Here is a 12,154-nt window from a genome sequence, read left to right as displayed (position 1 = left end):
GTTAGAATGGAAGTGTCTCCCAAAGGGAAGACACTTCCATTTTTCATTTGTATTAGGCACACCTAGCGAATCCGATTTTCTTTTCGAAATGTAGCTGGTGTCTTTTCATTGTATTTCTTAAAGGTACGATAAAATTGCGGCATGCTTTCAAAACCACACATATCGGCAATATGGGCAATGGTGTGATTCGTTTCCAGCAAAAGTTCCTTTGCCTTGATGATTCTTTTCGTGTTTAGATACACGATTAAGCCAATTCCAGTCGTTTCCTTAAAAACCCTGCTGAAATGAGCGGGACTGACCAATGCTTTTTGTGCAAGGATCGTCAGCGTCAATGGTTCATCCATATGTTCATTAATATAGATTAAAATATCTTTCATCCATTCTGAACTATAGCTCTTGCCCTCGGATAAATCTTGTTTGCCATTTATCCGGGTACGGTATAAATCAAGTATGATCTGATGAACGATCAGTAAACAAGCATGCCTCGAGCCCATCGATCGGCTAATCGTTTCTTGCAGGATGAGCTGTAGCTGTTCCTCCAACTTTACTTGTTCCTTCTGCGGCAATGATATTTTGTAATTCTTACTCTTTTTTGTCAGATCAAACAAGTGTAAATATGAAAAAGAATCATCAACCACATCTTTATATATTAATGTGGGACTGAAAAAGATAATGGTGGAGGTGACAGGGTCGTCCTTATTCGGTAATGCCCTATGAATGGTATTATTCGGGATCAGGAATACATCCCCTTGCTGCATATCATAAAACACATCACCGATAAAAAAGGTCCCTTTACCGTTATAAACATAAACAATTTCATAATGGTCATGCATATGATCGGACAATTCATTCTGGGGACTTTTCGTATCTTGATAGACAAAAGAGAATGGGAAGAGTAAATCATGGTTTATTGCATTATGAATTTTTTTCATTGGGTCATCTCCTGAAAGTATAATACAACAAGAATGAGTATATTTATAGCAAAAAACGCAATTTGTATCTCATAAATTGATGTTAAAATTAAAATAGATTTAAAAATTAAAAAATTCAAGGGAAAAATGAAAGGGCTTTCGGAATGAATTGACGTTTGGTTCTATACGTCTTACTCATGATAAGGAGGGATAAAATGAATAAATTTGTTCAATTGCATTCAAACGATAATGTTGTTATTTCCTTGGAGGGGATTCATAAAGGACAGAGCTTCCAGTTTCAATCTGAAGACAGGGGAATGATCCATATCAAGGCAAATGACGACATTCCTAAAGGGCATAAAATGTTAGTGAAAGCGGTTAAACGAGGGGAGGACGTAATCAAATTTGGCTACTCGATCGGAAAAGCTAAAGAAGATATCTCCATTGGCGATTGGGTTCACACCCATAATCTAGCATCCGGTTTGCATGGTATATTGGATTATTCCTATCAACCTAGCAGACAAAATACAAAAGAACCCAGTCAAAATTATACCTTCCAAGGATATATCCGTGAAAATGGGGAAGTGGGAATCCGGAATGAAATTTGGATCATCAATACGGTAGGCTGCATCAATAAAACATGTGAACTTCTCGCTAAAATGGGTAATGAGCAGTTTAAAGATCGACAAATCGATGGGGTTCATCACTTTTCCCACCCCTACGGTTGTTCTCAATTGGGAGACGATTTGACCCATACGCAGAAACTATTGGCAGCCTTGGTTCAACATCCAAATGCAGCAGGGGTTTTAGTTGTAGGATTAGGGTGTGAGAACAATCAAATCGAATCATTTAAAGAAGCCATAGGCGAATTTTCTCCTAATCGGATTAAATTTTTAAAAGCCCAGGAGGTTCAAGATGAATTGGAGAGCGGCTTACGTTTAATGGGGGAATTAGTGGACTACGCGGAAGGGTTCGTACGCCAGAACGTACCAGTTTCAAAGTTGAAAATAGGCTTGAAATGCGGTGGTTCCGATGGTTTTTCAGGCATTACCGCTAATCCATTGGTTGGTGCGGTTTCCGACTTAATAGTGGAAAATGGCGGGACCACGATATTGACAGAGGTTCCTGAGATGTTTGGAGCGGAAACGATATTGATGAACAGGGCAAGGGATGAAGAAACCTTTAAGAAAATCGTTGGCCTTATTAATGATTTCAAACAGTATTTCATTCGGCATGATCAGGAAATTTATGAAAACCCTTCACCTGGAAACAAGGAAGGCGGCATAAGTACACTGGAGGAAAAATCACTTGGATGTACACAAAAAGGGGGCCATGCCACTGTAGTGGATGTAAGCCCATATGGACAACGAGTAGAGAAGCATGGTTTGAATTTAATAAATTCTCCTGGAAATGACCTGATTTCGGTGACGGCTTTGGCAGCAGCAGGCGCACATATCGTTCTATTCACTACGGGAAGAGGAACACCATTCGGTGGACCGGTACCAACTGTAAAAATAGCTACGAATTCTGATTTAGCCGATCGTAAAAAGCACTGGATTGATTATAATGCCGGACGGTTGATAGAAGGTCAAAAGATCGATGAATTAAAGGACGATTTATTCCATTACATTCTTGAGCTTTCATCCGGTAAAAAGAAAACGAATAATGAAAAATTTGGATATAGGGAGATTAGCATCTTTAAAGAAGGAGTCATTCTCTAATATACACAATTTCTATCAAGTTATTAAAAAGGAGTGTTAATCAGTGAAAAGCATCGTTTGTGAACAACCTTTTGAATTTAAGATGATCGAATCGGAAAAACCTTTTCCAAACTCAGGGGAAGCTTTGATTCGTGTGCGGCGTATAGGTATATGTGGTACGGATATTCATGCCTATGGAGGTAATCAGCCCTTTTTTAGCTATCCTCGAATACTTGGCCATGAATTATCCGGCTTTATTGAATCCATACCGGAAAATGTATCAGGGCTTAATGTCGGGGATCAGGTATCGATCATTCCCTATATGGAATGTGGAAAATGCCTGGCTTGCAGAAGTGGAAAAACGAACTGCTGCACGGATATGAAAGTGTTGGGGGTACATGCTGAAGGCGGCATGAGTGAGTGGATTACGGTTCCTTATAATCATTTGGTGAAAACAGAAGGTCTCACACTTGATCAATCCGCAATGATAGAGCCTTTAAGTATAGGGGCTCACGCAGTTAGGCGCGCCGCAATCCATAAAGGGGAATTTGCACTAGTAATTGGTGCTGGTCCCATTGGCTTGGGAGTCATGGCCTTCGCTAAAGAACAGGGTGCGAAGGTGATCGCAATGGATGTAAATGATGAACGCCTTGCGTTTGCCGGCAAATGGGCAAATGTCGATTATACTTTGAACGTTATGGAGAATCCAATGGAGAAATTGGCCCAATTGACGAATGGAGATATGCCAAGCGTGGTATTTGATGCTACAGGTAATGCTAAGTCAATGATGGACTCATTTAAATATCCTGCTCACGGGGGAAGATTGATTTATGTAGGTTTAGTTAAAGCGGATATTACCTTCAATGATCCTGAATTCCACAGTAAAGAGCTTACATTGATGGGAAGCCGTAATGCAACAAAAGATGACTTTGATTATGTCGTGGATTCGCTGAAGAATGACAAGCTGGATATGAGCCAGTATATTACACACCGCACTCATTTGGATGAATTGATCAATCAGTTTGAAGGGTGGTTAACTCCTGAAGCTAAAGTGATCAAGGCGATTGTCGAAATATAAGCATTGGGTATGCTGATAAACCGTACTTTGAATTGGCTATTTCCATAAGAAGGGAGTTCTTTGATCATGAAGATAAATACAAGTCAACTAAAGCGGTTGAGTAAAGATACAAAAGCTGTCCAACATTCACATATGATGGATTTTCCCATAAAAGTATTGCAGATTGGGGAGGGGAATTTTCTTCGGGGCTTCTTTGATTGGATGATTCATGAGTGTAATAAACAAGGTCATTTCAAGGGAAGCATTGCAGTTACCCAGCCTCGGCCCGCCGGGAAAGGGAAAATAGAAGAAGTGAAGCGGCAAGATGGACTGTATACATTAATGTTACGTGGTTTTCACCAAGAGGAGAAAGTGGAAAAAACAGAAATCATTTCCGTTTTTTCTAAGGTAATTGATCCATATGAAGAATGGATGGAATTTTTAGAACTATCAGAAAACACTGAATTGGAATTTGTAGTTTCCAACACGACTGAAGCAGGAATCAAATATCAGCCGATTCCTTTGGAAGAGGGAAAACCAATGGAATCTTTTCCAGGAAAACTGACTGCTTTTTTGTATCATCGTTATCTGCATTTCAATGGGGATGCGAAAAAAGGATTGATCATCCTTCCATGTGAGCTTTTAGATAGAAATGGTGATACATTGAAGAAATGTGTTCTTAAGCATGGCAGGGATTGGGATTTACCCAAGTCATTCATTGAGTGGGTGGACCGGGACAATCTCTTCCTAAACTCGCTTGTAGACCGAATCGTTACAGGATTCCCAGTCAATGAGTCGGAAAACCTATTTGCGGCATGGGGATATAAGGATACTCTGCTAAATACGGCAGAACCCTACCATTTATGGGCTATTGAAGGTGACCCTAGTATTGATCAACGTCTTCCTTTACGACAATCCGGATTGAATGTGCGTTGGGTAAAAGATTTGACACCTTATCAAATGAGGAAGGTACGGATACTTAATGGTTCACATACCTTGTTAGCTCCTTTAGGAATTTTATCTGGATTGGAAGAAGTGAAACAGGCAATCGATCATCCGGAATTCAACCAATTTCTGAGCAGTGCCATCGAAAAGGAAATAATTCCTTCATTACCTTTTGATCAAAATGAGATGAAGCTATATGGGGAAAGTGTTCTTGAACGATTTAAGAATCCTTTTGTACATCACCTCCTGGCGGATATTTCGCTGAATAGCATCTCGAAGTTCAAGGTTCGTCTCCTGCCTAGCTTAGAGGAATATCATAGGGCGAAAGGCACGCTGCTCGACTGTATCGTAAGAGGTTTTTCGGGCCTGATCCGATTTTATAGGGTTAACGAAACCAAGGGGAGTTATATGGGTAAAAGCTTTGCGGGTAAAGCCTATGTCGTCAAAGATGATATAAAGGCAATTGAATTTTTTAGGGAACAATGGCTTCGTTATGAGAGGGAAGAAATCCCGCTTAGACAATTGGTAGAGGCTACGTTAAGTAATCAATATCTATGGGGGAAGGATTTGAGCGGTATCCCTAACCTTGGAAACGAATTATGCCAATATCTAGAAGGGATGATTGACTGAAATTATCCGTTTAAAGGATTTGGACAAGGTTAAGTTCCTGAAAAACATTACTATCTATTATTTTTTTCTTTATTTTATTTGTAATTTTGGTATACTGAATTAGTGATATTTTTTCTTGGTAGTTTCCTAATGGAAAGATATTAAAGAACTACATATTCTTTATTCCCGTGAAGGGGAGTAGCGTCAGGGATAACCTGAAATAAAGTCGTCATTACGTGGGAACCCCACCGGCTTTATTGGCCTAATTCATTTAGTGCTTAGCGAGACCTTTGCCATTTATGGCAGAGGTCTCTTTATTTTTGTAAAAAGGAGGAATTTGTGTTGGATTTTTTAACAGGTGAATTCATTTCAGGACTTTTAGCGATCATTATGATAGATTTGGTTCTAGCCGGTGATAATGCGATCCTTATTGGATTGGCTGCAAGAAAGCTTCCAAAAGAGCAGCAAAAAAAGGTGATAATATGGGGAGCGGTCGGCGCAATTGTGATAAGGATCATTGCAACGCTGCTGGTTGTTTGGCTATTAGAGGTGCCAGGACTGCATTTAATAGGGGGATTACTTCTTGTATGGATTGCTTATAAGCTCCTTATCGATGAAGAAGAACATGATGTGAAGCCTGCAGACTCGATGTGGGCTGCTATAAAAACCATCATTATTGCAGATGCATTGATGGGATTGGACAATGTCCTAGCCGTTGCAGGTGCTTCTCATGGTAACTTCATTTTAGTGGTGATCGGTTTACTTGTATCAATTCCAGTAGTGATGTATGGAAGCACTTTAATCCTGAAATTGATCGAACGCTTCCCATTCATCATAATAATTGGTGCGGGAATACTAGGCTGGACAGCCGCTAAAATGATCGTAGCTGAACCTTTCATGCACGACTACTTTGCAAATCCATTCATTAAATATGGATTTGAAGCGATAGTGGTTATTGGAATCCTGTTTGCCGGGATTTCAAGACAGAAAAATATCGAAAAAGAAAAAGCTAACAGAGAAAAAATGCAAATTGAACGTAATGGATAATCGGTACAAAGAGACCTTTCGGATGAAAGGTCTCTTCTTTTTGTCTATGCCCACAAAACAAGAAAAAGGATGTACCAAAGTCTTAACTTTGGTACATCCTTTTGCGAATTAGCAAAAGATAACATGCACTTCAATCATGATATCTTAGCCAAATGAGCATATGGAACGTTTAATCTATTTTTTAGTTTAAGTTAATCCAGACACTTTTGACTTCCGTATAATTATCCAAAGCATAACTGCCCATTTCCCGACCGATTCCACTTTGTTTATAACCGCCAAATGGAGAAGCTGCATCAAATGCGTTATAGCAGTTTACCCAAACTGTACCCGCTTTTAATTCATTAGCCACATAATGGGCCTTTTTTACATCCTGTGTCCATAAACCTGCAGCCAATCCATATTCTGAGTTATTTGCACGGTTTATCACATCATCCAAATCATCAAAAGGCATCGCAGCTACAACAGGACCGAAGATTTCTTCTTTAGCTATTGTCATTTCGTCTTCAACGCCTGCAAATATTGTTGGCGTTACAAAATAACCCTCTCCTTGTCCGTAATTACCTCCGGTAACCACTTCAGCTCCTTCAGACTTTCCTTTTTCAATATAACCGCCGACTCTTTCCATTTGTTCACTGGATACCAAAGGCCCTATCTGGGTAGATGGGTCAAGACCGGCCCCTTGTTTAATGTTTTTTGCATGGGACACTAAGTCAGCTACCACGTTATCATAGGATTTCTTTTGAATGTACAGGCGGGAACCGGCACAGCAAACTTGTCCTTGATTAAACATGATGCCCATTAAAGCTCCAGGAATGGCTTTACTCATATCTGCATCCGGTAAAATGATATTAGGTGATTTCCCGCCTAATTCCAACGAGATTTTTTTCACGGTTCCCGAAGCTTGGCGCATGATCATTTTCCCTACTGAGGTTGAACCGGTAAAGGCAATTTTATCGACATCAGGATGATCTACAAGCGGTGAACCTGCTGTTTCACCAAATCCTGGTATGACATTGAGAACGCCAGGAGGAAAACCTGCTTCAAGCGCCAATTGTCCTAAATATAAGGCTGAAAGCGGCGTTTGCTCCGCTGGTTTTAAAACGATCGTACATCCGGTGGCAAGGGCTGCGCCTAATTTCCATGCGGCCATAAGTAGAGGGAAATTCCAAGGGATGATCTGTCCTACCACTCCAACCGCTTCATGACGGGTATAATTGAAGTAATTCCCCGCAACAGGTATTGTTTGTCCTACTATCTTAGTGGTCCATCCCGCATAATAACGGAAGTGATCGATTGCAAGGGGGACATCGGCATTAGTGGTTTCGCCAATTGGCTTGCCATTATCCAGAGTATCCAATTGTGCTAACGCCTCTTTATGTTCCTCCATGAGGTCCGCTAATTTGTAAATGAGGCGACTGCGTTCCGATGCACTCATTTTTTTCCAAGGACCGTTGTCGAAAGCCGAACGGGCTGCTTTGACTGCTTTATCTACATCTTCCGGACCTGCTTCACTCACAACCGCTAAAACCTTGCCGTTTGAAGGATCGAGAGTCTCAAAGGTTTTTCCTGAAGCAGCTTCCACCAATTCCCCATTTATTAAAAGCTTTTTAGTGCCCTTCAAGAATGCTTGCACACGTGGATTGAGTTTAATAGTTTGTTCCATGTATATTACCCCTTTTCAATTGGAATATATTGTTCGATATCTGTTTGGACAATGGCTCTAAGTAAAGGATCAGGCACTATGTTTTTTTCCAATTCCCTTTGGCAGACTTGCAGCAATTCTGACTATCTTGATTTCTTTCCCCCCTTTATCAAAAGGAATCAATATCTCGACATGTAATTATGCAAGACTGATGCCATAACAAAAAAACGATGAAATCAGTTAAAAAGATGGTGGAGGGAAAAGGGATGGTGCCATACTGTTCCATATTGGAACAGGCAGGTGTTCCAATATGGAACAAAAAAAGTTTAGTAGTTCACATTAGCTTGTTTTCATTTTGGTGGATATCTGAATTTTCTGTTATAATTAAATTGAAGGAACGACCCTGATTGTTCTGAAACTTTGGATCACTTAGAGTTTCATTAATGAAATTGAATAAAAAACAGAAGCCGATTTACTTGATTATACATACGGGAGGATTATTCAATGTCTGTAAATATAAGCGCGGATAAAGGAACCATACCGGCATTTATTCAAGAATCATGGCAGCGGTGCATTTCGAAGGGACTTCAGCCAAGCATGATGGATAAGGAAGATATGCTTGGTGCTTTTGAGTTGGCCGAATACCACGATCGATATGCGGAACTCCTGTACCATTCTTCTCCCATTTTAGAAGAAGTGTATCACTCGATTAATGGTTTGGAGTCCATTTTATTACTTGCTGCTCCTGAAGGATATATCATCGAAACAGTTGGGGATCCAGCTTTCATCCGCCATGCAGATATTGTTTCCTTAAGAAAAGGGGCCAATTGGCTAGAGGAATCAAAAGGAACAAATGCAATAGGAACAGCCATAGTGGAGAAGAACCCTGTATTGATTCATGGCAGTCAACACTTTCATCAGGATAACCATTTTCTTACTTGTTCAGCATCGCCCATTTATCACCCTGATGGGCACCTGCTTGGTGTTTTGAACTTAAGCAGTCATCAACAGAATTATCATCCTTTTTCCATTAGCTTAGTCCAGAGGGTGGCTGATAGCATCAAACAATCACTCTTGTTGTCCCAAACACAAAAAAGGGAGAAAAACCTTTATTTTATATATGATTCATACCCTGATCCGTTAATTACCCTAGATAAAGAAGGGAAAGTTACAGATCTCAATTCAGCGGCGTCAGATGTTATCGGCACATTGGAGAAACCGGTTTCGAATATTGTATCAGGAACTGACCCACTCATTTTAGAACGGAGGGTTTCAATTAAAGACCAGGAATTCTTGGTTCAAACCCTTGGCAAAAATATGGAACATCAATCATCCGTGATCGTAAGGTTAAAAAAACAGAAATTGATTGATGGATTAACAACCAATCGTTATCAATTTACCGATATAATAAGTAATGATCCGCAAATGAATCAAACCATATCCATTGCTAAAAGAGCTTCAGCGCTTGATATCAGCTTGCTAATCACTGGAGAAAGCGGAACGGGAAAAGAACTGTTCGCTCAATCCATTCATGGGTATAGCTTAAGAAGTGATAAGCCATTCATCGCCATCAATTGCAGCGCAATTCCAGAAAACTTATTGGAAAGTGAGTTATTTGGGTATGAAAAGGGTGCCTTTACTGGAGCAAAAAGCGGCGGGCATAAGGGGAAGTTCGAAGCTGCAGATGGCGGAACCCTGTTTTTGGATGAAATCGGGGACATGCCGCTTCAAGCTCAAGCGTCACTGCTCCGTGTGCTTCAGGAACGATGTGTGACGCGTGTCGGCGGACATGCTTCCATTCCAATCGATGTCAGGGTCATTGCTGCCACCAACAAAGACTTACAAAAAGAAATGGAAGCTGGAGAATTCCGTGCAGATTTATTTTTCCGCCTTTGTGGATTATCTTTAAAACTTCCAAATCTGAGGAGTCGTAAAGATTTATTGCTCTTAGCAGAATACATTTTAGCGGATTTACCTTATAGGAGCGAACATACTGAACTAACAGTCGAAGCTAAAACATTCATTTTGGAATATTCGTGGCCAGGAAATTTCCGTGAATTGCAAAACGTTCTCGGACAGGCTGCATTCCTAGCTGATAAGGGCCCGATTACAAGGGACATGCTTGTGGCACTTTGTCCTGTTTCTTCCATTACAAATGAGGAAGTGACAATTGCCGATCGAGAACCAAGAAACTTTCAAGAACAAGAAACCCAGCTTATCAGAAATGCATTGGAACGAACAAGTGGGAATATCAGTAACGCCGCGAAACAACTCGACATCGGTCGAAATACGCTTTATAGAAAAATGAAAAAATATGGAATCAACTTTCAAAAGTAATAGTTCCTTAGTATATAAAAAAACATGAATGATAATTTTTCTTTTAAGATCTCAGATTCCCGACCTGATTTGGCCGGTTCTTGTTATTGTATATGCGAACATGCATACCTTGTCTCTTTATAAGCTACATTTCACTACTATAAATAATGAAGCGCAGGAAATCAAACTCATATAGAATGATGTTATTGATATAGTATCTAAATTTCCGTAAGGGGATGTGTGGTCAATAGTATGAAGTGGTCATCTGAACATAAGAAGTATAAATTTGTATTGATTCAATATTTGGAAGAAAAAGAATCCGAGTTTTTAAATGAATGGAACGAGACTATTAAGATCAATGAAATAGATCCCTACAAAGAAAAGATTAAAGAAAATGGTTATGGAATGTACTCACTGGTGATCCAAACGTTCAAGGAAGTACTATCTGAAGATATGCTGATTAAATTGGCTTACCAGGTTGCAAAAGAACGTCTTGAAGCGAATATCAACATTGGGGATTTTCTATATAATATCAATTTGGGGAGAAATATCATAATCAGAAATCTTTTTGAGGCAAATATCCCGATTAATTATATGCAGAAATTCATTAATGACATCAACTTGCACTTTGATACGTTCAGTTACCATGCAGTAACGAGATATACGAATCTTACAAATGAAGTGATTGAGGAAAAAAAGTCTTATATTAGTGAAAACCACAAAGATAAATTAGCGGTACTGGGTCAGATATCATCAAGCTTTGTACATGAGTTCCGAAACCCTCTTACAGCTATCATGGGGTTCAATAAATTACTGAAGAGGGAGAACCCTGACTTAAAATATTTGGATATCATCGATTATGAGTTAAATCAGCTGAATTTCAGGATAACCCAATTCCTCCATACCTCTAAATCAGATTTTAATGAGGAACAAAGAGAGGAAATTTCAGTGTTAACGTTAATTGAAGAAATACAAGAGCTGACTTATGCAAATATTGTGGATGCCAGTGTTAATGTGGAAATAGATATTTATCCAAACTTCGTCATGACAGCGAGCAAGGATGGGTTAAAACAAGTGTTCTTGAATCTTTTTATAAATTCGATTGATGCCTTAAAGGATAAAGAACATCCAAGAATTTTGAGGATAAACTCTTTAATCGAGGCGAATGAGAGAATAATTAGGATTTCAAATAATGGACCGGCCATTGCCAGTGAATTGATTGAATCTATTTTTGAACCTTTTGTCACAACGAAAGAGTTAGGAACGGGAATTGGGTTATACGTATGTAAAAAGATCATTGAAAGTAATGATGGATATATGAATTGTGTCTCCAATGAAAATTTAACCACATTCAGCATCCATTTCCCTAAAGTCCAAAATGAACTTATAAGGGTTTAATACATATCATATAGTTACTTTTTATCTAACATTTTAGTATACATATCATTATTTTTCGAAGCATGTACAAATCTTTGATTAATAGGAAAGGTCGTTTTGGGACTGCTAGTATTTTACATAAAATCATTCTCAATGAAAATAAATATATTTGGAAGATGCGAAATCATATTTGGTTTTTGGCATCTTCTTTTTATCTCTGTTATTTTTCGGTATGTAAAGGTGTCGAAATCTAAAATGAAATCAGTTGAATTGTATTTTTTTAATTCAATTGTGAATCAAAAAGGGTCAATAATTAATATATGAATCAAAAAATGCATTTATGATGCAACAATGAATCATTTTTAATCCATAAAAGCGTTAAACCCTAATTAACTAACTATCCTTTTTTTGGCATGGATATTGCTTTTATTTTATAAAGGTATGAAATTTTAATGAGAGAGGGTGCTTTTATAATAAAAGAAGATTGAGGAAAGAAAGGATAAGAGCTGGTAATTTTACATAAAAGAACTTCACTCAACACATAGCGAAA

General features: G+C 38.9%; 8 protein-coding genes. 6 read left to right on the top strand and 2 right to left on the bottom strand.

The features are described 5' to 3' along the window. Nucleotides 1–62: 62 nt before the first annotated feature. On the bottom strand, nt 63–932 hold the full coding sequence (locus tag J7I96_RS17385) for an AraC family transcriptional regulator (RefSeq protein ID WP_214772780.1): 870 nt from the start codon (nt 930–932) through the stop codon (nt 63–65). 194 nt (nt 933–1,126) lie between these two features. On the opposite strand from J7I96_RS17385, the gene J7I96_RS17380 reads away from it, so the two are divergent. From J7I96_RS17380 to J7I96_RS17365, 4 genes are all read left to right on the top strand, one after another. After that, nucleotides 1,127–2,632 carry a UxaA family hydrolase gene (locus J7I96_RS17380; protein ID WP_214772781.1) on the top strand — a complete coding sequence of 502 codons (1,506 nt, stop codon included), beginning with the start codon at nt 1,127–1,129 and terminating at the stop codon, nt 2,630–2,632. A 43-nt stretch (nt 2,633–2,675) separates the two neighbouring features. Beyond that, on the top strand, nt 2,676–3,689 hold the full coding sequence (locus tag J7I96_RS17375; RefSeq protein ID WP_214772782.1) for a zinc-binding alcohol dehydrogenase family protein: 1,014 nt from the start codon (nt 2,676–2,678) through the stop codon (nt 3,687–3,689). 66 nt (nt 3,690–3,755) lie between these two features. Further along, nucleotides 3,756–5,243: a tagaturonate reductase gene (locus tag J7I96_RS17370; protein ID WP_214923049.1), complete on the top strand. Its 1,488-nt coding sequence runs from the start codon at nt 3,756–3,758 to the stop codon at nt 5,241–5,243. 321 nt (nt 5,244–5,564) lie between these two features. Then, nucleotides 5,565–6,269 carry a TerC family protein gene (locus J7I96_RS17365; RefSeq protein WP_095679524.1) on the top strand — a complete coding sequence of 235 codons (705 nt, stop codon included), beginning with the start codon at nt 5,565–5,567 and terminating at the stop codon, nt 6,267–6,269. 181 nt (nt 6,270–6,450) lie between these two features. Here the strand turns inward: J7I96_RS17365 and J7I96_RS17360 are convergent, their stop codons facing one another. Further along, nucleotides 6,451–7,932, bottom strand: a complete 1,482-nt coding sequence (locus J7I96_RS17360) for an aldehyde dehydrogenase family protein (protein WP_214772784.1) — start codon at nt 7,930–7,932, stop codon at nt 6,451–6,453. A 483-nt stretch (nt 7,933–8,415) separates the two neighbouring features. Here J7I96_RS17360 and J7I96_RS17355 point away from each other — a divergent pair, with 483 nt between their 5' ends. Both J7I96_RS17355 and J7I96_RS17350 read left to right on the top strand, forming a co-directional pair. Next, nucleotides 8,416–10,248 carry a sigma-54-dependent Fis family transcriptional regulator gene (locus J7I96_RS17355; protein WP_214772785.1) on the top strand — a complete coding sequence of 611 codons (1,833 nt, stop codon included), beginning with the start codon at nt 8,416–8,418 and terminating at the stop codon, nt 10,246–10,248. Between the two features lie 231 nt (nt 10,249–10,479). Beyond that, a complete protein-coding gene (locus tag J7I96_RS17350) occupies nt 10,480–11,625 on the top strand; it encodes a histidine kinase N-terminal domain-containing protein (protein ID WP_214772786.1) in 1,146 nt (381 codons plus the stop codon). Nucleotides 11,626–12,154: the final 529 nt, after the last annotated feature.

Source organism: Bacillus sp. ISL-78 (assembly GCF_018613455.1).
Lineage (GTDB): Bacteria > Bacillota > Bacilli > Bacillales > DSM-1321 > Peribacillus > Peribacillus frigoritolerans.
The sequence above is the reverse complement of the archived record's forward strand: the minus strand, read 5'-3'. Positions and strand labels throughout refer to the sequence as shown.

Coding starts and splice junctions, on each gene's coding strand:
- J7I96_RS17385 (WP_214772780.1), bottom strand. CDS start 932: ATGAAAAAAATTCATAATGCAATAAACCATGATTTACTCTTCCCATTC.
- J7I96_RS17350 (WP_214772786.1), top strand. CDS start 10,480: ATGAAGTGGTCATCTGAACATAAGAAGTATAAATTTGTATTGATTCAA.
- J7I96_RS17370 (WP_214923049.1), top strand. CDS start 3,756: ATGAAGATAAATACAAGTCAACTAAAGCGGTTGAGTAAAGATACAAAA.
- J7I96_RS17360 (WP_214772784.1), bottom strand. CDS start 7,932: ATGGAACAAACTATTAAACTCAATCCACGTGTGCAAGCATTCTTGAAG.
- J7I96_RS17355 (WP_214772785.1), top strand. CDS start 8,416: ATGTCTGTAAATATAAGCGCGGATAAAGGAACCATACCGGCATTTATT.
- J7I96_RS17380 (WP_214772781.1), top strand. CDS start 1,127: ATGAATAAATTTGTTCAATTGCATTCAAACGATAATGTTGTTATTTCC.